Origin of the sequence: Ensifer sp. B1-9 (assembly GCF_050474445.1) — a bacterium.
Taxonomy (GTDB): domain Bacteria; phylum Pseudomonadota; class Alphaproteobacteria; order Rhizobiales; family Rhizobiaceae; genus Ensifer.
In genome coordinates this window covers 609,580-630,489 of the sequence record NZ_JBCHVG010000001.1, presented here as the reverse complement: position 1 = coordinate 630,489, position 20,910 = coordinate 609,580, and the positions used below count along the sequence as shown (strand labels likewise).

The window sequence follows — 20,910 nt, the reverse complement described above, 5'->3', positions numbered from 1 at the left end:
CGCCTCGACGGTGCGGTTGAACACCGCGATCTTGTTGCCCTTTTCAGCGATGTTGAGCGCCAGGTTCGAGCCCATGACGCCGAGACCGATTAGGCCGATTTCCGCCTGTGACACGTGATTGCCTCCTTGGACAGAAGTGCCGGGCGCGATCGGGATAAGCGCGTCAGAGCCGGCCCTTCGAATTGAACTTCGCCCTCTCGTGGCGGGCTCTGTCGAAGGCCCTGGCGCGAGAAGCGACGGCGGAGGTTGTTTTGGCATTCAAATCGATTAAGGACAAGCGATTACTGACAAAATCACTTCTTTTCGGGCTTGCCGTCGCCATCGTCGAGCACCCGCCAGGACGCGCCTTCGAGGTCTTCGTATTGGCCGCTCTTCAGCGCCCAGAGGAAGGCGGCAAGGCCGATGCCGCCCAGAAACAGCGCGATGGGAATGAGATAGATGAGCGTGTTCATGAGGCGCTCCCGACCGGCCGCAGGGTGACGGCTGCCGTCTCACCGGCTGCCTCGGCGACATTGCCGGCCGCCGCGCGCAGACGCAAGGCGTTGGCAACGACGATCACCGATGAGGTCGACATGGCAACAGCCGCAATCAGCGGTGTCGCATAGCCGAGGATCGCGATCGGAACCGCGATCACGTTGTAGCCGATCGCCAGCGCGAAGTTCTGGCGAATGAGCCGCCCGGCCCGGCGCGACGTGTCGATCGCCATCGGCACGGCATTGAGCCCCTGGTGCAGGAAGACGAAATCCGCCGCCTGCCGGCCGACATCGGCCGCCGTTGCCGGCGCCATCGACACATGCGCGGCCCGCAGCGCCGGGGCGTCGTTGATGCCGTCGCCAACCATCAGTACGCGGTGGCCACCCTCGGCGGCAGCCGCGCACTCATCGACTTTGCCGCGCGGCGTCAGCTCCGCCTGGAAGCGTTCGATGCCGACCCGCCGGGCAAGGGCTGCGACAACAGGCGCGCGGTCGCCGGAGAGGATGCCTGTCGCCAGACCCAATCGGCCGAGCTCCTCGATGCTTTCGTGGGCGAAGGGCCGCAGCCGGTCCTCGAAGCGGAAGCAGGCGAGTTCGCGGCCGTCAAGCGACAGGATCGCTTCCGACTGGCCGCTCGCCTCGCCGGCATCGCCGCAGGCAAAGGCGCGGCTGCCGAGCCGGTAGACGCCCGCCTCCGTGTGCGCTTCGATGCCGGCACCGGGAATTTCCCTGATCTCGCCGGCAATGACAGGTGCAAGCTTCGCGGCGTCATGAATGGCCATCGCCAGCGGGTGGCGCGAATGGGCGGCAAGCCCAGCCGCCGTCGCCAGCACCGATGGCGGAATGTCCTGGCCGTTGACGAGACGCGGCTCGCCCACCGTCAGCGTGCCGGTCTTGTCGAGCAGCACGGTATCGATCTCGGCGAGCCGCTCCATCGCCGAGCCGTCCTTGACCATGATGCCGTTCTGGAACAGCCGCCCGGCGGCAATGACCTGTACGACCGGCACGGCAAGGCCGAGCGCGCAGGGGCAGGTGATGATCAGCACCGCGACCGCGACCAGCATCGCGTGGTGGAAATCGCCGTTGACGAACATCCAGCCGATGAAGCTCAAAAGCGCAAGCAGATGTACCGCCGGCGAATAATATTGCGCCGCGCGGTCGGCGATGCGGCGATAGCGCGCCCTGCCCCCTTCGGCGGCCTCCATCAGCCCCATGATTTCGGCGAGCAGCGAGTCGCGCGCCGCAGCCGTCGCCTCGATGGTCAGCGGTCCGGTGAGGTTCAGCGTGCCGGCCTCGACGGTGTCGCCGGTCTTCACCGGTGCCGGTGCGCTCTCGCCATTGACGATCGAGCGATCGAGATCGCTGGCGCCCGTGAGAATGCGGCCATCGACCGGGATGCGCTCGCCGGCTGATATCGCCAGCTTTTCGCCCGGCTTGATTTCGTCGACGGGGCGATATTCGCGCCCGCCCTGCGCATCGAGCACCATGGCGCCACGCGGCGAAAGCCGTGCGAGGCTGCTGATCGCCGAGCGGGCGCGTCCACGCATCATGTGATCGAGGGTGCGGCCGATGAGCAGGAAGAAGAGCAGCATCACCGTGCCGTCGAACCAGGCATGGGTGCCGTGGGTGATGGTCTCGTAAAGCGAGATCGAGAAGGACAGCGTGATCGCCAGCGCGATCGGCACGTCCATGTTGGTGCGGCCGTGCCTCAGCGCGTTCCAGGCGGAGGCATAGAAGAAGCGTCCGGCATAGATCAGCGTCGGGGCGGCAATCAGCGCCGAGATCCAGTGGAAGAGATCGCGCGTGGCAGCCTCCGCGCCCGACCAGACGGAGACGGAAAGCAGCATGATGTTGGCCGAGGCGAAACCCGAGACCGCGACAGCGCGCACCAGCTTCTTCAGCGTCTGGTCGCCGTCCTCCTCGCCCGGCGCGAAGAGATGGGTCTCGTAGCCGCGGGCGCGAATGGTGCGCGCCAGTTCCTGCGGCTCGGTGCGGACGCCGTCGACCTCTTCCTTCCAGACGATCGACACGCGCCGCGACGAAAGGTTCACACGCGCCCGCTCGACCTCCGGTCGCGTTTTCAAGGCGCCCTCGAGTGTCGTGATGCAGGCGCCGCAATGCACGCCGGGCACGCTGAGATCCGTCTGGCGCAGCCCGCCGCCGAGCGACCGGCTCGTCAGCCACAGCTCTTCCGAACTCGGCAGCCCCTGTCCGGCCCTGTCGATCTCCAGAGCCATTTCGGTCCCGGGAGCGCAGCAGCTCATGGGGTTTCTCCCGGCACCATGAAGCGGATCGCCTGGCGATAGACGACGGTATCGCCCTTGGTCGCCGTAATGTCGGCGATCCACTGGCCGCGCTTGAGAGTCGCGGCGGCGACAAAGACGCCCTCGCCCTGATGCGCCATCTCGACGGTCATATCCTCATGCTCCTCGACCGGGCGCTTCAGCATGGCGACCACCTTGTCGGCGGTCAGTTCCGGCTTGCCCTGGCGCGTCAGCGTATAGCGCAGCGCGCCCGACTCGATCGCGAGCTTGCCGTCGAGACCACTGGCGGCAAAGGCCTTCGCCTCCTTCACCTTGCCGTTGAACTGCTGGCTCGCGACATAGGTGTTCTGCACCACCAGCCCGCTCCAGCTATGGCTGGCGTTCCAGGCCATGATCACGTTGACAGTGATGATCGTGCCGAAGAACAGCACCATGACGCCCAGCATGTGCCAGCCGGTGAAGGGGCGCGGCGCCTTTGCCTGTTTCGCCCCTGCCTGATTCATTGTCATTTCGCGGCTCCCGGGCTGTTGAAGTTGGCCTTGTAGACGTCGCGCTCGTGGCTCGACGGATCCTCGACGATCAGGCTGAAACCATCGGCCGCTTCGCCAAGCTTGTCCTTCGGCAGGGTCACGAAAACCTTGACCGCCGTTACCTTGTCCGGATCGACACCCACCGCGAAGGTGCGGCCGTCGCCCGGGGCATGGCCGGCAAGGCGCATCGTCGCCGAAGGCATGCCCTCGATCGCGAGGGTGATGGTGCGTTGTTCGGGGATCATGTTCAAGAGCTTGACCATGTAGCCGTTGCGCACCGAGCCATCGGACTCGACGACGAATTGCGGGTTGCGGTCATGCAGAACGTTGAGTTCCAGCCGGTCGCGTGACAAGAGCGCATAGAGCAGACCGATGCCGACCAGCGTCCAGACGCCGAGATAGAGCAGCACGCGCGGGCGGAAGACGATCTTCCAGTTGAAATGGCGAACCTTGTCGGAGAAGGCGCCGTCGGCGCTGCGAACGCGGCTCGGGTCGATGGTCGTCGTGCCGCCATTGGTGGCGAGCGCCATGTTGGAGGCATAATCGTTCAGCGTCGCGTAGGAGATCAGCCCGCGCTCGCGGCCGAGCTTGTCCATGACGCCGTTGCAGGCGTCGATGCAGAGCGCACAGGTGATGCATTCGAGCTGCTGGCCGTCGCGGATGTCGATGCCCATCGGACAGACGACGACGCAGGCGTTGCAGTCGACGCAATCGCCGACGGCCTCCCCGGCAGCCACCGCCTTCTTCTGGTGGCGCGAGCGCGGCTCGCCGCGCCAGTCGTTATAGGTGACGACCAGCGAGTTTTCATCCAGCATCGCCGCCTGGATGCGCGGCCACGGGCACATATAGGTGCAGACCTGCTCGCGCATCAGGCCACCGAAGACATAGGTGGTGGCCGTCAGGATGCCGACAGTCATGTAGGCGACAGCAGGCGCTTCGAGCGAAACGAAGCTTTTGAGCAGCGTCGGCGCATCGGCGAAATAGAAGATCCAGGCGCCGCCGGTAGCTATGCCGATCAGGATCCAGATCGAATGCTTGGCGACGCGCTTGCCGATCTTGTCGAGCGTCCAGGGTCCGGCATCGAGCTTCATGCGGGCATTGCGGTCGCCCTCGATGAAGCGCTCGACCACCAGGAACAGATCGACCCAGACGGTCTGCGGACAGGTATAGCCGCACCAGGCGCGCCCGACGGCCGACGTCACCAAAAACAGGCCGAAGCCGGCCATGACGAGCAGACCGGCAACGAAGAAGAATTCCTGCGGCCAGATCTCGATGAAGAAGAAATAGAAGCGCCGGGCGGCGAGATCGACGAGCACCGCCTGGTCGGGCGCATGCGCGCCGCGATCCCAGCGGATCCACGGCGTCAGATAGTAGATGCCGAGCGTCACCAGCATCACCAGCCACTTGAAGCGGCGGAAACTGCCCTCGGCGCGCTTCGGGAAGATCTTCTTGCGTTTTTCGTAAAGCGGCTTGCGCACATGCGCCGCATTGACCGGTTCGGCCTCATGTCGTTCGACAGAGGCAGGATTTGCGGCTGGATGAGGGCTCATTTGTGGGAAATCCCCGGATATGTCATGTATTGCATCACGTTTTGCCCGATTTGGCCGCCGAAAACGTTGATCTGTGTCAAGTTTGCGGGCCAAAGCGCCAACATGCGGCGAAAGGTCCAGGGTGCGCGTCGGAGCGCGTCCCCACCATGTTCGACGCGGCGGATTGCCATCCTGCTCCTCTCCGGTACCATTGCCGAACTGACGAAGGACTATTTCGCCAAGCGGCGGCAGGGTCTCGATCCGGTGTTCCACGCCGCCGGCTTTCCGGCACTGCGGGGCCAGAACGACGACGAGACCAGGTCGCGCGAAGAGGCAATCGGCACGAGCCGAAGCGTGGAGGACACGGCATGGACGGCTCCCACGAGCCGCTGACGCTTGCAAAGCAGCACGGCATCTATCGCGAGCGTGCCGCGCCCCCAGCGCTTGGCCGCCACGTCGAATGCCTCTGGAGCCACCAGATGCCGGCGGGACCGCCCGCGCCGATCGCGGTCGTGCCCGACGGCTGCGTCGATATCCTCTGGTCGGATCGCGGCCTCGTGGTCGCCGGCCCCGACCGGGTTGCCGCCCGTCCGGTGATCGCCGCCGGCTGCAAGGTCGTCGGTCTGCGCTTCCGTCCGGGCATCGCCGCGTCCTTCCTGCGCACATCGCTCTCCGAGATCACCGGTGAAATCGTTCCGCTCGATGCCTTCTGGGGCAAGGCCGGGCGCGAACTCGACGCAAGGCTTCAGGACGCGCCGGATTCGACACGCCACGCTGACATCCTGGCGGAGGCCGTGCTGCAGCGTCTGCCAGCGGTTGCGCCGCCATCGAGCGATGTTGCCGCCTGCCTCGCCTACCTGCAGCAGAATCATGATTCCTCGGACAATCCAATCCGGTCGCTGGCCGCAGCCACCGGCACCAGTGAACGGACGCTGCGCCGTCGCTGCCACGAGCATTTCGGCTATGGCGCCAAGACGCTCGACCGCATTCTCCGCCTGCAACGCTTCCTTGCAGTCTGCCGCCGCGAACCGTCCGTGAGCCTCGGCATCCTTGCCCTCGATGCCGGTTACGCCGACCAGGCGCATCTTTCGCGCGAGACAAAGGAGCTGGCGTCGCTTTCGCCTGCGGAAATCCGCCGCCAGCTTGGCGGCCATCGGCAGGCCGCCTGACTGGCCGTTTCGTTCAAGACCGGCGCGCTCGCCCGTGCTAATTCCGCGTTCAGGAGAACCAAGCATGGCAACACTTGAAGCGAAGATCGTTCACACCACCATCGACCGCGACTGGCGCGAGGTCTATGCCTTCATGGCCAAGCACGAGAACATGCACCGCTGGGCCTCCGGCCTCTCGTCGGGCCTCACGCGTGACGGCGAGGACTGGCTGGCGCCAGGACCGCTCGGCGATGCGCGCGTGCGTTTTGCCCCCGACAACGACTTCGGCGTCGTCGATCATCTCGTCACGCTTGCAGATGGCAGCGAGGTCAACAACGCGTTGCGCGTCGTGCCGAACGGCGACGGAGCGGAGGTGATGTTCACGCTTCTGCGCCAGCCGGGCATGAGCGCGGAACAATTTGCCGGCGACGCCGGTTGGGTGGCGAAGGATCTCGCCACTTTGAAATCTCTCATGGAATCCGAAAAAGACAGGGTGAAAAATGGGTAACAAGGGCAATGACAGCCGCATCGACTATGTCGAATTCAACGTCGCCGACATCGCTGCGAGCAAGGCCTTCTATGGCGGAGCCTTCGGCTGGACCTTCACCGACTATGGCCCGGAATATTGCGAGTTCCAGGACGGTCGGCTGACCGGCGGCTTCACGACCACCGGCCCCGTCGGCAGCGGCGGACCGCTGGTCATCATTTATGCCGACGACCTCGAGCAAGCACAGGCCCGTGTCGACAAGGCAGGCGGCAAGATCGTCAAGCCGATCTTTTCCTTCCCCGGCGGCCGCCGCTTCCACTTCGCCGACCCGGATGGTTACGAGCTGGCGGTCTGGTCGGCACGATAACAGGTAGGCCCGTCCACGCCCCGCCGCGCTGGAATGAGAATGGCCGCGTCTTTCGACGCGGCCTTTCCTGGTTGACGATCAGGGCTGCCCTCATCCGCCTGCCGGCATCTTCGCCCCGCAAGCGGGGAGAGATGTCCGCGGGACAGTAAGGGGAAGCCCCTTCCTCAGTGCCGACGAGCTTTACTCGCCGCCACCCAGCGAATGCACGAAGACGGCAAGCTGCTTGACCGTGGTGTCGCCGAGGCGCGGCAGCCAGGCGGGCATGACGCCGTGCTTCGGCGCCTTCATCTGCGCGATGATCGCCTGCTCGCCCTCGCCCTTCAGCCACAATGCGTCAGCCAGGTTCGGGGCGCCGAACTCGCGGTTGCCCTTGGCGTCGGCGCCATGGCACGACGCACAGTTGGCTTCGAACAATGCCTTGCCCGGCTCGACCATCGAGACGTCCGACGGCGTGCCGGTGAGGCTGACGACGTAGGCCGCCGTCTGCTTGATCTCTTCCGGCTGCAGGATTTCGGTAAACGACGGCATTTCCGAAACGCGGGTCTCGCCGTCGCCATCGTAGCGGATGCCGTGGGCGATCGTCTGGTAGATCTCCTCGGGCTTGCCGCCCCAGAGCCAGTCGTCATCGTTCAGGTTCGGGAAGCCGGCGGAACCGGCCGCACCCGAGCCATGGCACTGGGCGCAGTTGACCTTGAAGGCCGAGGCGCCGCCGGAGACGGCGAACTGCTGGAGTTGCGGATCGGCCATGATCTCGGCGAGCGAGCTCGAGGCGATCTTTTCGAGATTGCCGGCCTGTGCCGCCTTGGCGCTGGCCAGTTCCACACTCACCTCGGCGCGGCTCGAATAGCCGAGCACGCCCTTGGTGGCGTCGGTCAGGAGCGGCACCGCCGGATAGACGATCATGTAGCCGACAGCCCAGACGATGGTCGCGTAGAAGGTATAGACCCACCAGCGCGGCATCGGGTTGTTGAGCTCGCGGATACCGTCCCATTCGTGGCCGGTGGTCTCGACGCCGCTGATTTCGTCGACGTGTTTGTCCGCCATGATATCAGTCCTCCTTACGAGCGGCATGAGGAAAAGTGTGCTGCGGTTTTCCGCCCGCATGCCGCTCTGATTTTTGGGTCTCGATCACATCGTGATCGAAGGGTATGGCTGCGGCCTGGTCGGCGGCCTTCTTGGCGCCGGGCCGAAAGATGAAGGCGACGACGCCGAGGAAGAAGAGCGTCATGGCAAGCAGCGCCCAGCTATCGGCGAACTGGCGCATGGCCGTATAGGTTTCCATCTGCGTTCTCCTTAGCGATAGCCGGTGGTGTCGTCGTAGGTGGAGAAGTCGACCAGCGTGCCGAGCATCTGCAGATAGGCGATGAGCGCATCCATCTCCGTCAGCTTCTGCGGGTTGCCGTCGAAGTCGCCGAGCTTGGCCTTCGGATAGCGCGCCTCGACGCCCGAGGTGTCGGCGTTCGGATCGGCTTGCGCCTTGATGTCGGCCAGCGCATTGTCGATCATCTCGTCCGTATAGGGAACGCCGACCGCCTTGTTGGCCTTCAGGTTCATGGCGATGTTGTTTACGTCGAGCGGCATCTCCTTGAGGAAGGCGTAGCTCGGCATCACCGATTCCGGCACCACCGAGCGCGGCTCGGTCATGTGCTGCACGTGCCACTCGTTGGAATAGCGGTCGCCGACGCGGGCAAGATCCGGCCCGGTGCGCTTGGAGCCCCACTGGAACGGATGGTCGTACATGGATTCCGCCGCCAGCGAGTAATGGCCGTAGCGCTCCACTTCGTCGCGGAACGGGCGGATCATCTGGCTGTGACAGACATAGCAGCCTTCACGCACATAGATGTCGCGGCCGGCAAGCTCCAGCGGCGAATAGGGCCGCATGCCTTCCACCTTCTCGATGGTGTTTTCGAGGTAGAAGAGCGGCGCGATTTCCACGATGCCGCCGATGGAGACGACGAGCAGCGAGCCGACGAGCAGCAGGGTGGCGTTACGCTCCAGCGAAGCGTGTTTGTCGAGAATGGACATGGTCTATGCCCTCCTATTCCGCAGCTTTCAGCGCGGGCGTCGCACCGAAGATCGGAGCTTCGTCGCGCTGGCGGCCGAGGATGGTCATTGTTACGTTGAAGGCCATGAGCAGAGCCCCGGAGAGGAACAGTGCGCCGCCAAGGGCACGCAGCACGTAGTAGGGAACCATGGCCGCGACCGATTCCGCGAAGGAATAGACGAGGAAGCCCTGGTCGTCGTACTCGCGCCACATCAGGCCCTGCTGGATGCCGGCGACCCACATGACTGCCGCATAGACGACGATGCCGAGGGTCGCGAGCCAGAAGTGCCAGTTAACCATGCGCACGCTATAGAGGCGTTCGCGGTTCCACAGCTTCGGAACGAGGTAATAGATCGCGCCAAAGGTGATGAGGCCGTTCCAGCCGAGCGCGCCGGAATGCACGTGACCGATGGTCCAGTCGGTATAGTGGCTGAGCGAGTTGACCGTCTTGATCGACATCATCGGACCTTCGAAGGTCGCCATGCCGTAGAAGGCGACGGCCATCACCATCATGCGGATGATCGGATCGGTACGGATCTTGTCCCAGGCGCCGGACAGCGTCATCAGGCCGTTGATCATGCCGCCCCAGGAGGGCATCCACAGCATGACCGAGAAGACCATGCCGAGCGTCTGCGCCCAGTCGGGCAGCGCGGTATAGTGCAGGTGGTGCGGACCCGCCCAGATGTACATGAAGATCAGCGACCAGAAGTGGATGATCGACAGGCGGTAGGAGTAGACCGGGCGGTTGGCCTGCTTGGGGATGAAGTAATACATCATGCCGAGGAAGCCGGCCGTCAGGAAGAAGCCGACGGCGTTATGCCCGTACCACCATTGCGTCAGCGCATCCTGCACGCCGGCGAAGGCCGAGTAGCTTTTCGAGCCGACGAAGGAGACCGGTACCGCCAGGTTGTTGACGATGTGCAGCATCGCGATCGTGACGATGAAGGCGAGGTAGAACCAGTTGGCCACATAGATGTGCGGCTCCTTGCGCGTCAGAAGCGTGCCGAGGAAGGCGATGAGATAGGCGACCCAGACGATCGTCAGCCAGAGGTCGACGTACCATTCCGGCTCGGCATATTCCTTCGACTGGGTGATGCCGAGCAGGTAGCCGGTGGCGGCCATGACGATGAAGAGCTGGTAGCCCCAGAACACGAACCAGCCGAGATTGCCGCCAAAGAGGCGCGCGCGGCTGGTGCGCTGGACGATGTAGAAGGATGTCGCGATCAGCGCGTTGCCGCCGAAGGCGAAGATCACCGCCGAGGTGTGCAGCGGCCGCATGCGGCCGAAATTGAACCAGGGTTCGATGTTGAGGTCCGGAAAGGCGAGCTGGAGCGCAACCACGACGCCCACGAGAAAGCCGACGACGCCCCAGAAGACGGTGGCGATCACGCCATACTTGACCACCTCGTCGAAATATTCCGACTGCGGTGGCGGCGCCCTGCCCGCGGAAACCGGGCTGAACTCGATGCGTCGCATCAGCATGATGGTGCCGGCGAGGAGCACGAAGAACAGCACCCACATATGGGCTTCAAAGTGCCGGTCCTGCGCAAAGCCGGCGCCGACAAGCGCCAGGAATGCACCGACCCCGAGCAGGATCATCTCGAATGTGTATTTCATGGTTGGGTCCCCAACTTGGTCCAATCGCACGCGGAGACACGCCCTGAACGAGGCACGTCACTGCAGCTTGCCGGAAAGTGTCAGAATCGGGGCAGCCCGGCCTTGATTCAGATCAAGGCTGGAGCGCCTCGTATGCATCATCCTCGGCAAACAATAGGGAGCGCCCTGGGAGCTGGCGTTTGATGCCGATGAAAAAGACGTTTGAGGATGGACGAATCCGGAGCCGGCCCGAGCCGCCTTCCCACCCCGTTCCGGTGGCCGAGCCCTTCGCTTGGCTCGCCCGGGCGCATGAAGAACAACTGGCGCTCTGCAACAGCCTCGAGGAAATCGCCGACAGCCTGCCCACGGAAATCGACCGGCAGAAATGCGTCTATGCCGCCAAGGTGCTGCAGCCGCTGATCCGCGAGCTGCATTCCGGCGAGGAAAGCCTGGTCTTCCCGTGGATCGAGCGCACCTTCCGCGGCGACCCGACGCTCGGCGCGACGCTGGAGCGGCTGAAATACGAGCACTGCGAAGACGAGTGCTTCGCGGAAGAGCTGACGGAAATGCTGGAGCGCCTCGGCGCCGCCGACCAAACGGTCAATGCGGAGACGGCCGGCTACATGCTGCGCGGCTTCTTTACGAGCCTTAGGCGGCATGTCGGCTTCGAGCGGGAATGTCTGCGCGCCATCACCTCGCCGGCCGAGTGAAGGCGCCAGGGACAGGCAAGTACTTGAGAGCGGGCTTGGGCGCGACCGTACTGCGGTCGCGCTTCTTCATTCCAGAAATCGTCTCGCTTGACCTTGCCAAAGGGGGGCGAGCGTCAGGCCGCGATCGCGCGGCGACGGTCGGCATGTTCCTGGATCACGAGGATCGCGCCGATGAGCTTGCCGGTGCTGGACATGCACGGCGTCAGCCGGCAGCGCACGACGACCGTGCGCGCATCGACCGTCTTGGCGAAGGTATAGTCGACCACCTCGCCCGCAAAACAGCGATCGAGATAGGATTTCACCCGCTGCTCGAAGCGCTGGATGCCGATGAACTCGACGATATGCCGGCCGATGAGGTCCATCGGGCGGCTCTCCAGATGCTCGGCATTGCGCGGGTTGGTGTAGAGATAGCGGTAATCCGGCGTAATCACCGCGATGCGATCCGGGAAACTGTCGAGGATCGCCTCGTTGAGCAGGCCTTCATCGGCCCTGCCCTTGCTCGGCTGGGCCGGCAGCCGCTCGAGCTGGAGGTCGGCGAATTTCTCCGCGCCGGTCGCCGCGAAATAGCGGTTGATCAGCGATTGCAGCAGTTGCGAGTGCCGGAGTACACAGGAGATGTCGTCGGCCTCGACCCGCAGGATGTCGATCAGGAACTGGAACTGAAGCCGGGCGTCTTCGACGCTCACCGCCTTCTCGTCGTAGACGGATCTGAGGATCGGATCCAGTTCGCGATCCAGAATGCCGATCAAATGCTCGTCTGCCGTACGTACGGCATACTGTAGCTGCGAATACTTGAACCAGAACAGCTCAATCAGTGCGTTCAATTCGAAACCCCAATTCCCCACGGCAGAGCCGCTTCGATGCACTTACAAGACAGGCGTTGATGCTGCAGACACTGATCTAGTTTTGATGCTTCCCCCACTACTTCCGCGTAAAACCGTACCGCTCCGGTCATCCAAAGCGCTTGCAGTCTTCCCCTCGCGAGACAACGTTGAGTTTACACTCATTGCGTTAGCGTTCAACAGCAGAAAGAAAAACTTAACCTTTTGAAGCATTTTCAAAACAAAAGGGGCATGCGCTGCCGCGGGCGAGCCCGCGAAAGTGCCGACCGCCGGGCCTTATGTCCGGACGCGCCAAATCCTCAGAGCCGGCCTGAAGCAGGCTCAAGTGCGCTTGTTTGAGCGGAAGGGGAATCAGTCCTTGAGGTAGCGCTTGATGTGCCAGCGGTCGTGATACCAGAGCCACTGGCCGGGATATTCCCTCACCCAGCTTTCCACCTTGTCGTTCAGCACCTGTGCCGTGGCGGTGACGTCGACATTGCCGTCTGCCTTTCGCGGGATCGCGATCGCCGGCTCGAGCTCAAGGCGGAAACGGCCGCCGGGCAACCGGATGCAGCGGGCGGGATAGACTTCGCAGTTGAACTGGCGGACGAGCTTGGCAAGCAGCGGATTGGTCTGCACGTCCTGGCCGAAGAACTTGGTCTTCAGCCCCTTGCGGAACTTCTGGTCGACGAGAACGCCGACACCCAGGCCCCGTTCGAGCTGGCGGGCGAGCGCGAAGGACGACCCGGCATGCGACGGCACGAGATTGCCCATGCGCTCCTCGCGGAACTTGAACACCTTCTCGGCCACGTAGGGATTGTTCGGCGGGCGGAAGAGCACGGTCACGTCGAGACCAAAGGCAGAGCCGGCAACCGGCAACATCTCGAAATTGCCGCTGTGCGCGGTGAAGACGATGAAGGGACGCGGATTGTCGCGAAGCTCCAGGAACAGCGGAATGCCCGACACTTCGACCCGACCCGGCGTAGTGCGCTCCGGATCGAAATCGAAGAGACGGTCGAGGAACACGTATTCGGCCGCCATGCGGCCCATGTTGCCCCAGCTTTCGAGCGCGATCTCCTCGATCTCCGCATCGCTCTTTTCCGGAAAGGCATTGCGCAGATTGGTCAGCGTCAGCTTGTGCCGCCCGGTCTTCGGGCCGATGAAGCGCACCGCGCGATCCATGAAATTGATCGCGCCGTCGGCAGGAAACATCTTCAAAACCGTCAGCAGCAGAAAGACGACCTGCGCAATCAGCCACTGCCGGGTTCGATCCGCCGCCAGCACCAGCCGTGTGATCAGCATGCGCACGTCGATCAATCCATCTTCAGGATGATCTTGCCGAAGATCTGGCGCGATTCCATGCGCTCCAGTGCCCGGTCGATCTCGTCGAGGCCGACCTCCGTATCGATGACCGGATGCACCAGTCCGCGGGCCATCTTCTGCATGGCGTTCGCCATGTTCTCCATGCGGCAGCCGAACGAGCCGAGCAGCTTCAATTGCTGCTGGAACAGCATCATCAGGTTCATGTCGGTGGAAACACCCGAGGTGGAACCGCAGGTGACCAGACGGCCGCCGCGCTTCATCGAGAGCATCGAGCCCGCCCAGGTGTCCTTGCCGACGTGTTCGAACACGACGTCGACACCCTTCTTCTTGGTGAGCTTGCGCACGACACCTTCGAAGCGGTCCTTGCGGTAGTTGATGACGTGATCGGCGCCGAGCGCCTTCGCCTTCTCGATCTTGTCGTCGGAGCCGACCGTCGTGATGACGGTGCAGCCGATCTTCTTCGCAAGCTGGATCGCCGCCGAGCCGATGCCGGAGCCGCCTGCATGAACGAGGATCGTTTCACCGGGCTCGAGCTTGGCATTGTCGAACAGCATGTGCTCGACGGTACCGAAGGTGACCGGAGCAAGGGCTGCGCCGACGGCGTCGACGCCCGGAGGTGCCGGCACCAGCAGGCGCGCCGGCAGGTTGATCTTTTCCTGCGCGAAGCCGTCGAGGTGGAAGCCGTGCACACCGCCGACATGTTCGCAGAGGTTGTCGCGACCTTCCTTGCACGGGCGGCAGAGACCGCAGGTACGCGCGCCATAGATCGAAACGAGCTGGCCCGGCAGCACGCTCGAAACGCCCGGACCGATCGCGTCGACGACGCCGGATGCTTCCGCGCCGATGACGAGCGGCATCTTGCGCTTGGCAAAGGCCATGCCGCGCCAACCCCAGACGTCGATATGGTTGAGCGCCACCGCCTTGACGCGCAGCGTCACCTCACCCGGGCCGGGCGCTTCCGGTTCCGGAATATCGGTGATTTCGAGTTTGCGGTCATCGAGCAGTTGCAGGGCGCGCATGGTTCTTCCTTTAAATCTCTATCTAGTCGAGCGGCTGGGCCGTGCTGACTGGCATATATACACATTGGGAGAGTGGCGCTGCACCCCCTCTGGCCTGCCGGCCAGAGGGGGTAACGCCTAATGCGCCTTGTCCTCGTAATGGCTCAAGCCGGCTCGGCAGTCATGACGAGGCTGGCGTTCTGGCCGCCGAAGCCGAAGGAGTTCGACAGCACCGCAGTCACCTGCTGGCTGCGCTTCACGTTCGGCACCACGTCGAGCACGATCGCCGGATCGGGGTTCTGGTAGTTGATCGTTGGCGGCAGCGTGCCGGTCAGCATCGTCTGGATCGAGAACACCGCCTCGACCGCACCCGCCGCCGTCAGCGTGTGACCGATCATCGACTTGTTGGACGAGACCGGGATCGATGGCAGGCGATCCCCGAAGACGTTCGACATCGACAGGTATTCCATCTTGTCGTTCTCGGGCGTCGAGGTGCCGTGGGCGTTGATGTAGCCGATACCGTTTTCGTCGATGCCGGCGTCGGCAAGGGCCGCGCGGATCGTCGCGATCGCCGGGCCACCGTCCGGCGAGGAACGCGTGCGGTGGAAGAGGTCGGCCTTCTCGCCGCAGCCCTTCAGGATTCCGTAGACGCGGGCGCCGCGGGCGACCGCTGCTTCCAGAGATTCGAGCACGAGGGTGGCTGCACCTTCGGCTATGACGAAGCCGTCACGGTCCTTGGTGAAGGGCTTGGACGCCTTTTCCGGCGGATCGTTCTGGGTGGAAAGCGCCGAAAGCAGCGCGAAGCGGATCAGTGCCTCGGCGCTGACCGAGCCATCGGTCGCAACCGTCAGCGCGCGATCGGTGCGGCCCTGGCGGATCGCCTCGACGCCGAGCTGGATCGCGGTCGCGCCGGACGCACAGGCGGTCGACAGCGTCACCGGCAGGCCGCGCGTGCCGAAGCGATCGGCAAGGCGTTCCGAGATCGAACCGAAGAGCACGGCCTCATGGAACACCGGATCGGCCTTCTGGCGCATGGCGGCGAGGAAACGGTTATAGGCGTCGCCCGGACGCTCCGACGGCGGCGAACGATCGGCAAGCTCGAAGCGCGCGCTCCATTCCGGCTCGACCGGCGGGGCGGCCAGGAACAGCGGGCCGTTGAAGTCGCCGGAAATGCCGGCCTGCGCCAGCGCTTCCAGCGTGGTTTCCCGCGCCATGGCATAGGAGCGCTCGACGGCATTGTTCGCGGGGATTTCGATGAAGTCGACCGTACCGGAAATGCGGGTGTTCAGGCCCTCCGTCGGGAAACGGGTGATCTTGTGGATGCCCGAGACGCCGCCCGAAAGTGCTGCCCAGTTGTCTTCGACACCCTGGCCGAGCGAGGTGATGACGCCCATGCCGGTAATGGCGATGATCGGGCGGCCGAGATGATCCTTGTAAGCGTTGCTCATGGTCCGCTCCTGTTATTCCGCCGAAAGGACGGCGACGCCTTCGCCGCGCGAATGGCCGATGGTGGTGACCACTGCGCTCTTCGCCGCTGCCGTCATCGGCTTCTCGGCGCCTGCATCGAAGGCCGGCACCTTGGCACCCTCGCCCAGCGACAATGCCGCGAGCGCCAGGCCCAGCGGGAACTGCGCCTCGATGCTGTGGCCGACGAGGCCGCCATAGGCACGCACCGGCGCCCCGGCCAGCTTCGCCTCGAGAAACGCCTTCTCGCGTGCCACGAGATCATGGAAACCGGAGGTACCGGAGAACACGACGGTCGAAGCCGGGTCAAGTTTCTCCGCCGGCTTGGCGAGATCGGCAAGGCGGGCTTCGAGCTTGCCGCTTTCACGCGAGCCGCGGTCGCCGCCGATCGCGTCGATGGTGGCATAGATGCGGGCGCCGCGGGCTTCGGCATATTCACGCGATTCCAGCACCAGGAAGGCGCCGACCGAACCGAGGATCATGCCGCCGCCGTTTTCGGCCTTGCGTGACCAGATCGGGTGCCAGTCGCCGAGCGCGTGGCCCTGGATGGCTTCGATCAGGAGAATGATGTCGAGACGTTCGGCCGAGAAGGCGCCGCCGACGAGCGTATGGCTCGATTGGCCGGCCTTGATGCGGGCAAAGGCGGTTTCGATCGCCGAGATGCCGGCCGCTTCCTCGCCCATGAAGGTGCGCGACGAACCGGTGACCTTGTGCACGATCGAGATGTTGCCGGCGAGCAGGTTCGAAAGCTGCGCGAGGAACAGCGTCGGGCGCAGTTCGGTGGTCAGCTTTTCGTTGAGGAGCTGTTCGCGATCGTTGCGCTTCAGCGCTTCGTCGACGATCAGCGAGTCGACGTTGATGTCGCGCTCGCCGCCACCGGCAGCGACGATCATGTCCATGCTGCCGCAGGCTTCGAGATTGTCCTTGAGGCCGGCATCATCGAGCGCCAGGCCGGCGGCGAAGACGCCGAGGCGCTGCCAGTTTTCCATCTGGCGCTGGTCGCCACGCTTGGCGATCTGCTGCGACCAGTCGATTTCCGGCAGCGGATGTACCGGATAGGGGCTGAACTTCTCGGTCTCGACGCGCACGGCCGGCGAAGCGTCGGCGCTCAAGAGGGCCAGATGCGGCTCGACGCCGACGCCCTGGCTGGTGACGATGCCGACGCCGGTAATGACAACGTCGTTTGCGGATTTGGTCATCTTACTTCTCCGAACCGGCTGTCGCCGAAAGAGCCGCCATCAGGCCCAGTTCCTCGGCCCGCTTGCGAACGATATCGCCGAGCGGAACCTGATCGAACGGCATCGTCCTCAGTTTGAGCTGGGCGTCGCAGACCTTCTTGCCGGCCGAGGTAATCTTCGCCTTGGTAACGGCAAAGCCCGACCCCTCATGCTCGAGGAAGGCCTCGATCTCGAGTTCGGCCGAGGGCTCGACGAAGGTGCGCATCTTGGCGCCGTCGACCGACATCAGGAAGGGCATGGCGGCAAAATTGGTGGCGGCGAGCACCAGGAAACCGGAGGCCTGCGCCATGGTCTCGATCAGGAGCACGCCCGGCACCAGCGGGTAGCCTGGAAAATGGCCTTCGAACACCGGGCTCTTCTCGGGAACGACGGACCGCGCCGTCAGCCGGCCAGCCGAAAGATCGACCGTTTCGACACGATCGATCATCTGGAAGTATTCAAGGAGCATTGAGGCTCACCCTGTTCGTTTCGGGCTCAAGTAAAAACGCCAATGCCGCCTGTCAAGCGCGGGGCGCGACGGGCGGCATTGGAATTGGTGCGGCAAGGCTTGGGCGGAAGCCCGATCAGCCCTTGGCAGCCCGCAGTTCGTCGATCTTGGCGCAGAGGTTCTTCAGAACGAAATACTCTTCGGTCGAGACCTTGCCTTCGTTGACTTCCTGCGTCCACTGCTCGAGCGGGATCTTGATGCCGAATTCCTTGTCGATCGCGAAGACGATGTCGAGGAAGTCCAGGCTGTCGATGCCGAGATCGTCGATCGTGTGGCTTTCCGGCGTGATCGTCTCACGATCGATCTCGCTCGTCTCCGCAATGATGTCGGCAACCTTGTCGAATGTAGCTGTCACGCGCATACCTCTAGTAACTTAAGTCGAGTCTCGGCGATCCTATAGGTAAATGCGCCACAAAAGCCAATGGCCTTGATTGCAACCGTTCGCGAATTGAAAACCGGTGTTGCAGGCTTACGCCTCAAACGGCGACCGAATGCCGCCCGCGACCATTGCCGAGATAGGCGTCGAAGTTCGCCGCCACCGATCGCGCAAAGGGCCGTCCGCGTTCGGTGAGACTGAAGACACCGTTTTCGATCGTCGTTAGCCCGTCGGCGTCGCGCGCCCGGAAAAGCCGCGCCTCCTCGACCACCGCGCCGGCCAACCCCGGAAATGCCCGTTCGACCTCGTCAAAGGAGAAGGCGAAACGGCACATGATGTCGGCGATCACTTTTGCTCTCAACCGGTCGTCCGGCGTGAAGCGATAGCCGCGAGCCGCCGCCATGCCTGCCTGCTCCACATGGCGCAGATATTCGCCGGTCGCCGGCATGTTCTGGACATAGCCCTGACGGAAGTGGCCGATCGCCGAGGCGCCGAGGCCAACAAGCGTTTCCGCCGCATCGTCCGTATAGCCCTGGAAATTGCGGCGGAGGCGCCCTTCCCGGCTGGCGCGCGCCAGGTTGTCTTCGGGCTTTGCGAAATGGTCTATGCCGATCGCCTCGTAGCCGGCCGACAGCAGCATGTCGGCCGCCCGGCTCATCTGCGCGAAACGCTCGACCACGCCGGGCAGGCTCTCGTCCGGAATCATCTTCTGGTGCGTCTTCATCCACGGCACATGCGCGTAACCGAAGAGCGCGACACGATCGGGCGCGAGTGTCAGCACCGCCTCCATCGTCCGCTCCAATGACGAAAGACTCTGATACGGCAGCCCGTAGAGGACGTCGCAATTGACCGAGCTGACACCCCTCGCCCGCGATGCCTCGATCGCATCGCGGGTCTGCTCGTAGGTCTGGATGCGATTGATCGCCTTCTGCACCACCGGGTCGAAATCCTGGATGCCGAAGCTCGCCCGCGTCATCCCGATCGCCGCCAGCGCATCGTGACGCGCCTCGTCGAGGTCGTTCGGATCCATTTCGACGCTGATCTCGCAATCCGGCGCGAAGGTGAAGTGATCGGTGAAGCTGCGCTTGAGCGCGATCATGTCCTCCGGCCGGACGAGCGTCGGCGAACCGCCGCCGAAATGCAGCGCCGTTACCCGGGCTTCACGGTTCACCCGCCCGCCGACCGATGCAACCTCGCGATGCAGGCCCTGCAAATAGGTTGCGACGGGATCGTAGCGCAGCGTCTGCTTGGTGTGGCACGCACAGAACCAACAGAGCCGGTCGCAATAGGGCACATGGGCATAAAGCGAAATCGCCTCGCCCGGGCCGATCGCATCGAGCCAGCTTTCATAGTCCGTAGGGCCCACCGCCTCGGAAAAATGCGGGGCGGTCGGGTAGCTGGTATAGCGCGGCACCGGGCCTGCATATTTGAGGATAAGCGCGTCTTCCATCGGTCTCTCCGCTGTCATGACGATGGCATAGGGCGGATGCGCGAAGACGCCTTTGATTTTGATCAAGTCGCCGAATTAACACGTTAAAATTGACAATGCGCAAGTCAGCATGAGACATTGTTTCGCGCTTTCGGAATTAGCACCTGTCAACTCTTGATTTAACGACCCGCATCCTCTTTGGTCATCCTGCTGCATGCTTCCTTTGAAGGAAAAAACAGGCAGCACTTCAAAGTGCCACGGCGGCCTTTGCGCGTCTCATGAGACGCGCGGCGCCGTAAGAGCAGCGACATGCAGGTAGAAAGAATTGCAGATCGTGAACGAACATCGCCGCAAGGATATCCATAACTCGGACATTCCGGCCGTCTGCGTGGCCTGCGAGGCGCGTCATGGCGGCGTTTGCGGAACGCTCACCCCGGATCAGCTGCTCGACCTCAGCCGCCACTCGACCCGCCGCAGCATCGAGCCGGGCCGCGAGGTCGTCGGCCAGGGTGAAACGACCGACAGCTACGCCAACATCATCAGCGGCGTCGTCAAGCTCAGCAAGGTCCTGGCCGATGGCCGCCAGCAGATCGTCGGCCTGCAGTTCGCGCCCGACTTCATGGGTCGTCCCTTCACCCGCGAAAGCGCGCTCACGGCGGAAGCGGCCGTCGACACCGATATCTGTTGCTTCCCGCGCAACGTAATCGAGCGGCTCGTTTCCGAGGCGCCGGGTCTCGAACACCGGCTGCATGAGCAGGCACTGAAGGAGCTCGACGAGGCGCGCGACTGGATGCTGACGCTCGGGCGCAAGACCGCCCAGGAGAAGGTGGCGAGCTTCCTCTATATCATCGCCACCCATATCGATCCGGAACACGGAACCGCGAAGGAATTCGACCTGCCGCTCTCCCGCGCCGACATCGCCGACTATCTGGGCCTGACAATCGAAACCGTCAGCCGGCAGATCACCAAGCTGCGCAAGGACAACGTCATCCGCATCGAAAACAGCCGCCACGTCACCGTGCCGAGCCTCGACCGGCTGATGGATGTGGCCGGCATCGATTGAGCGGCGCTCGGCGTCGCTGCGCGGGCGTCGCGACGCTGCTCCCCGTACTCTATTTTCTTGAGCGGGATTACCCCCATCAGCGAACCGGACGAAACAGCACGGGCAACGCCGAGCCGTCAGCGCGTGATGACGATACGCGTATTCGCCAACCCGTGCTGCTGCGCCAGTGCGAAGAACTCGGCGGCGTTGTTCGGATGCAGCCGTACGCAGCCGTGCGATGCCGGGCGCCCGAGCCGCTTGATGTCATAGGTGGCATGAATGGCGTAACCGCCATTGAAGAACACCGCAAAGGGCATGGGGGCGTCGTCGTATTTGCTCGAGCGATGGTAACGCGAGAGCCATTTTGCCTTCCAGCTGCCGCGCGGCGTGACATAGCCCCTGCGGGCGGTAGACACCTTCCAGCGATACATGACGATGCCGTTCTGCGTCACGGTCATGGTCTGCGAGGACAGGCTGATATCGGCAATGAGATTGGCGGCGTTCACCGGTTGAACGGAAAATTGCATCAAGGCGGCGACGAGCACGGTCAAAAGCGCATTCCGCATGCTTCGCTCTCTCCGGGA

At 63.7% G+C, this 20,910-nt stretch carries 23 protein-coding genes and 1 pseudogene; 6 read left to right on the top strand and 18 right to left on the bottom strand.

Annotation, left to right across the window (positions count from 1 at the left end):
- From ACQ5BM_RS03160 to ccoG, 5 genes are all read right to left on the bottom strand, one after another.
- Positions 1–114: NAD(P)-binding domain-containing protein (locus tag ACQ5BM_RS03160; RefSeq protein WP_429807688.1), on the bottom strand; the 114-nt coding region annotated here is incomplete at its 3' end.
- A 179-nt stretch (positions 115–293) separates the two neighbouring features.
- Positions 294–452 (bottom strand): cbb3-type cytochrome oxidase assembly protein CcoS, encoded by a 159-nt coding sequence (ccoS, locus tag ACQ5BM_RS03155; protein WP_034788403.1) that lies wholly within the window; start codon positions 450–452, stop codon positions 294–296.
- Positions 449–2,737 carry a cation-translocating P-type ATPase gene (locus tag ACQ5BM_RS03150; RefSeq protein ID WP_429807626.1) on the bottom strand — a complete coding sequence of 763 codons (2,289 nt, stop codon included), beginning with the start codon at positions 2,735–2,737 and terminating at the stop codon, positions 449–451. The genes ccoS and ACQ5BM_RS03150 overlap by 4 nt, the downstream gene beginning before the upstream one ends.
- Positions 2,734–3,246 (bottom strand): FixH family protein, encoded by a 513-nt coding sequence (locus ACQ5BM_RS03145; RefSeq protein WP_429807623.1) that lies wholly within the window; start codon positions 3,244–3,246, stop codon positions 2,734–2,736. Before ACQ5BM_RS03145 ends, ACQ5BM_RS03150 begins: the two co-directional genes overlap by 4 nt.
- A complete protein-coding gene (gene ccoG / locus ACQ5BM_RS03140) occupies positions 3,243–4,817 on the bottom strand; it encodes a cytochrome c oxidase accessory protein CcoG (RefSeq protein WP_429807620.1) in 1,575 nt (524 codons plus the stop codon). Before ccoG ends, ACQ5BM_RS03145 begins: the two co-directional genes overlap by 4 nt.
- Before the next feature lie 102 nt (positions 4,818–4,919).
- Here ccoG and ACQ5BM_RS03135 point away from each other — a divergent pair, with 102 nt between their 5' ends.
- The 4 genes from ACQ5BM_RS03135 to ACQ5BM_RS03120 all read left to right on the top strand — a co-directional run bounded on the left by ACQ5BM_RS03135 (position 4,920) and on the right by ACQ5BM_RS03120 (position 6,798).
- Positions 4,920–5,189 carry a hypothetical protein gene (locus tag ACQ5BM_RS03135; protein ID WP_429807617.1) on the top strand — a complete coding sequence of 90 codons (270 nt, stop codon included), beginning with the start codon at positions 4,920–4,922 and terminating at the stop codon, positions 5,187–5,189.
- Complete coding sequence (locus tag ACQ5BM_RS03130) at positions 5,165–5,965, top strand: AraC family transcriptional regulator (protein WP_429807614.1); 801 nt, start codon at positions 5,165–5,167, stop codon at positions 5,963–5,965. Before ACQ5BM_RS03135 ends, ACQ5BM_RS03130 begins: the two co-directional genes overlap by 25 nt.
- Positions 5,966–6,029: 64 nt before the next feature.
- A complete protein-coding gene (locus ACQ5BM_RS03125; protein WP_429807611.1) occupies positions 6,030–6,452 on the top strand; it encodes an SRPBCC family protein in 423 nt (140 codons plus the stop codon).
- Entirely contained in the window at positions 6,445–6,798 is a 354-nt protein-coding gene (locus ACQ5BM_RS03120; RefSeq protein WP_429807608.1) for a VOC family protein, read from the top strand. Before ACQ5BM_RS03125 ends, ACQ5BM_RS03120 begins: the two co-directional genes overlap by 8 nt.
- A gap of 180 nt (positions 6,799–6,978) precedes the next feature.
- On the opposite strand, the gene ccoP is transcribed toward ACQ5BM_RS03120, so the two are convergent.
- The 4 genes and pseudogenes from ccoP to ccoN all read right to left on the bottom strand — a co-directional run bounded on the left by ccoP (position 6,979) and on the right by ccoN (position 10,459).
- On the bottom strand, positions 6,979–7,842 hold the full coding sequence (gene ccoP, locus ACQ5BM_RS03115) for a cytochrome-c oxidase, cbb3-type subunit III (protein WP_429807605.1): 864 nt from the start codon (positions 7,840–7,842) through the stop codon (positions 6,979–6,981).
- A gap of 88 nt (positions 7,843–7,930) precedes the next feature.
- Positions 7,931–8,080, bottom strand: a pseudogene (locus ACQ5BM_RS03110) (cbb3-type cytochrome c oxidase subunit 3); the annotation flags it as partial.
- Positions 8,081–8,091: 11 nt separating this feature from the next.
- A complete protein-coding gene (gene ccoO / locus ACQ5BM_RS03105) occupies positions 8,092–8,823 on the bottom strand; it encodes a cytochrome-c oxidase, cbb3-type subunit II (protein ID WP_429807601.1) in 732 nt (243 codons plus the stop codon).
- 13 nt (positions 8,824–8,836) lie between these two features.
- Positions 8,837–10,459 (bottom strand): cytochrome-c oxidase, cbb3-type subunit I, encoded by a 1,623-nt coding sequence (gene ccoN / locus ACQ5BM_RS03100; protein WP_429807598.1) that lies wholly within the window; start codon positions 10,457–10,459, stop codon positions 8,837–8,839.
- Positions 10,460–10,647: 188 nt separating this feature from the next.
- Here ccoN and ACQ5BM_RS03095 point away from each other — a divergent pair, with 188 nt between their 5' ends.
- Positions 10,648–11,148, top strand: a complete 501-nt coding sequence (locus ACQ5BM_RS03095; protein WP_429807595.1) for a hemerythrin domain-containing protein — start codon at positions 10,648–10,650, stop codon at positions 11,146–11,148.
- 113 nt (positions 11,149–11,261) lie between these two features.
- Here the strand turns inward: ACQ5BM_RS03095 and ACQ5BM_RS03090 are convergent, their stop codons facing one another.
- From ACQ5BM_RS03090 to hemN, 8 genes are all read right to left on the bottom strand, one after another.
- Positions 11,262–11,972 (bottom strand): PAS domain-containing protein, encoded by a 711-nt coding sequence (locus ACQ5BM_RS03090; RefSeq protein WP_429807592.1) that lies wholly within the window; start codon positions 11,970–11,972, stop codon positions 11,262–11,264.
- A 369-nt stretch (positions 11,973–12,341) separates the two neighbouring features.
- On the bottom strand, positions 12,342–13,271 hold the full coding sequence (locus ACQ5BM_RS03085) for a lipid A biosynthesis lauroyl acyltransferase (protein WP_429807685.1): 930 nt from the start codon (positions 13,269–13,271) through the stop codon (positions 12,342–12,344).
- A gap of 11 nt (positions 13,272–13,282) precedes the next feature.
- Positions 13,283–14,311: a zinc-binding dehydrogenase gene (locus ACQ5BM_RS03080; RefSeq protein WP_247960106.1), complete on the bottom strand. Its 1,029-nt coding sequence runs from the start codon at positions 14,309–14,311 to the stop codon at positions 13,283–13,285.
- A 143-nt stretch (positions 14,312–14,454) separates the two neighbouring features.
- Positions 14,455–15,738, bottom strand: a complete 1,284-nt coding sequence (locus ACQ5BM_RS03075) for a beta-ketoacyl-ACP synthase (RefSeq protein ID WP_429807589.1) — start codon at positions 15,736–15,738, stop codon at positions 14,455–14,457.
- Positions 15,739–15,750: 12 nt separating this feature from the next.
- A complete protein-coding gene (locus ACQ5BM_RS03070) occupies positions 15,751–16,953 on the bottom strand; it encodes a beta-ketoacyl-ACP synthase (protein ID WP_429807586.1) in 1,203 nt (400 codons plus the stop codon).
- A gap of 1 nt (position 16,954) precedes the next feature.
- Positions 16,955–17,440, bottom strand: coding sequence for a 3-hydroxyacyl-ACP dehydratase FabZ family protein (locus ACQ5BM_RS03065; protein WP_173516803.1), 486 nt, complete (start codon positions 17,438–17,440; stop codon positions 16,955–16,957).
- Between the two features lie 115 nt (positions 17,441–17,555).
- Positions 17,556–17,840, bottom strand: a complete 285-nt coding sequence (locus tag ACQ5BM_RS03060; protein ID WP_089044188.1) for an acyl carrier protein — start codon at positions 17,838–17,840, stop codon at positions 17,556–17,558.
- Positions 17,841–17,955: 115 nt separating this feature from the next.
- Positions 17,956–19,305, bottom strand: coding sequence for an oxygen-independent coproporphyrinogen III oxidase (gene hemN, locus ACQ5BM_RS03055; protein ID WP_429807583.1), 1,350 nt, complete (start codon positions 19,303–19,305; stop codon positions 17,956–17,958).
- A gap of 304 nt (positions 19,306–19,609) precedes the next feature.
- Here hemN and ACQ5BM_RS03050 point away from each other — a divergent pair, with 304 nt between their 5' ends.
- The gene (locus ACQ5BM_RS03050) at positions 19,610–20,347 is read left to right on the top strand and encodes a Crp/Fnr family transcriptional regulator (RefSeq protein ID WP_429807580.1); all 738 of its coding nucleotides are present in this window, start codon (positions 19,610–19,612) and stop codon (positions 20,345–20,347) included.
- 116 nt (positions 20,348–20,463) lie between these two features.
- Here ACQ5BM_RS03050 and ACQ5BM_RS03045 read toward each other — a convergent pair whose 3' ends face one another.
- Positions 20,464–20,853 (bottom strand): L,D-transpeptidase, encoded by a 390-nt coding sequence (locus ACQ5BM_RS03045; RefSeq protein ID WP_429807683.1) that lies wholly within the window; start codon positions 20,851–20,853, stop codon positions 20,464–20,466.
- Positions 20,854–20,910 lie beyond the last annotated feature (57 nt).

What these genes read in the sequence shown, in the direction of transcription:
- ccoS (WP_034788403.1), bottom strand. Translation starts at nt 452, where the DNA reads ATGAACACGCTCATCTATCTCATTCCCATCGCGCTGTTTCTGGGCGGC.
- ACQ5BM_RS03150 (WP_429807626.1), bottom strand. Translation starts at nt 2,737, where the DNA reads ATGAGCTGCTGCGCTCCCGGGACCGAAATGGCTCTGGAGATCGACAGG.
- ACQ5BM_RS03145 (WP_429807623.1), bottom strand. Translation starts at nt 3,246, where the DNA reads ATGACAATGAATCAGGCAGGGGCGAAACAGGCAAAGGCGCCGCGCCCC.
- ccoG (WP_429807620.1), bottom strand. Translation starts at nt 4,817, where the DNA reads ATGAGCCCTCATCCAGCCGCAAATCCTGCCTCTGTCGAACGACATGAG.
- ACQ5BM_RS03135 (WP_429807617.1), top strand. Translation starts at nt 4,920, where the DNA reads ATGCGGCGAAAGGTCCAGGGTGCGCGTCGGAGCGCGTCCCCACCATGT.
- ACQ5BM_RS03130 (WP_429807614.1), top strand. Translation starts at nt 5,165, where the DNA reads ATGGACGGCTCCCACGAGCCGCTGACGCTTGCAAAGCAGCACGGCATC.
- ACQ5BM_RS03125 (WP_429807611.1), top strand. Translation starts at nt 6,030, where the DNA reads ATGGCAACACTTGAAGCGAAGATCGTTCACACCACCATCGACCGCGAC.
- ACQ5BM_RS03120 (WP_429807608.1), top strand. Translation starts at nt 6,445, where the DNA reads ATGGGTAACAAGGGCAATGACAGCCGCATCGACTATGTCGAATTCAAC.
- ccoP (WP_429807605.1), bottom strand. Translation starts at nt 7,842, where the DNA reads ATGGCGGACAAACACGTCGACGAAATCAGCGGCGTCGAGACCACCGGC.
- ccoO (WP_429807601.1), bottom strand. Translation starts at nt 8,823, where the DNA reads ATGTCCATTCTCGACAAACACGCTTCGCTGGAGCGTAACGCCACCCTG.
- ccoN (WP_429807598.1), bottom strand. Translation starts at nt 10,459, where the DNA reads ATGAAATACACATTCGAGATGATCCTGCTCGGGGTCGGTGCATTCCTG.
- ACQ5BM_RS03095 (WP_429807595.1), top strand. Translation starts at nt 10,648, where the DNA reads ATGAAAAAGACGTTTGAGGATGGACGAATCCGGAGCCGGCCCGAGCCG.
- ACQ5BM_RS03085 (WP_429807685.1), bottom strand. Translation starts at nt 13,271, where the DNA reads ATGCTGATCACACGGCTGGTGCTGGCGGCGGATCGAACCCGGCAGTGG.
- ACQ5BM_RS03080 (WP_247960106.1), bottom strand. Translation starts at nt 14,311, where the DNA reads ATGCGCGCCCTGCAACTGCTCGATGACCGCAAACTCGAAATCACCGAT.
- ACQ5BM_RS03075 (WP_429807589.1), bottom strand. Translation starts at nt 15,738, where the DNA reads ATGAGCAACGCTTACAAGGATCATCTCGGCCGCCCGATCATCGCCATT.
- ACQ5BM_RS03070 (WP_429807586.1), bottom strand. Translation starts at nt 16,953, where the DNA reads ATGACCAAATCCGCAAACGACGTTGTCATTACCGGCGTCGGCATCGTC.
- ACQ5BM_RS03065 (WP_173516803.1), bottom strand. Translation starts at nt 17,440, where the DNA reads ATGCTCCTTGAATACTTCCAGATGATCGATCGTGTCGAAACGGTCGAT.
- ACQ5BM_RS03060 (WP_089044188.1), bottom strand. Translation starts at nt 17,840, where the DNA reads ATGCGCGTGACAGCTACATTCGACAAGGTTGCCGACATCATTGCGGAG.
- hemN (WP_429807583.1), bottom strand. Translation starts at nt 19,305, where the DNA reads ATGGAAGACGCGCTTATCCTCAAATATGCAGGCCCGGTGCCGCGCTAT.
- ACQ5BM_RS03045 (WP_429807683.1), bottom strand. Translation starts at nt 20,853, where the DNA reads ATGCAATTTTCCGTTCAACCGGTGAACGCCGCCAATCTCATTGCCGAT.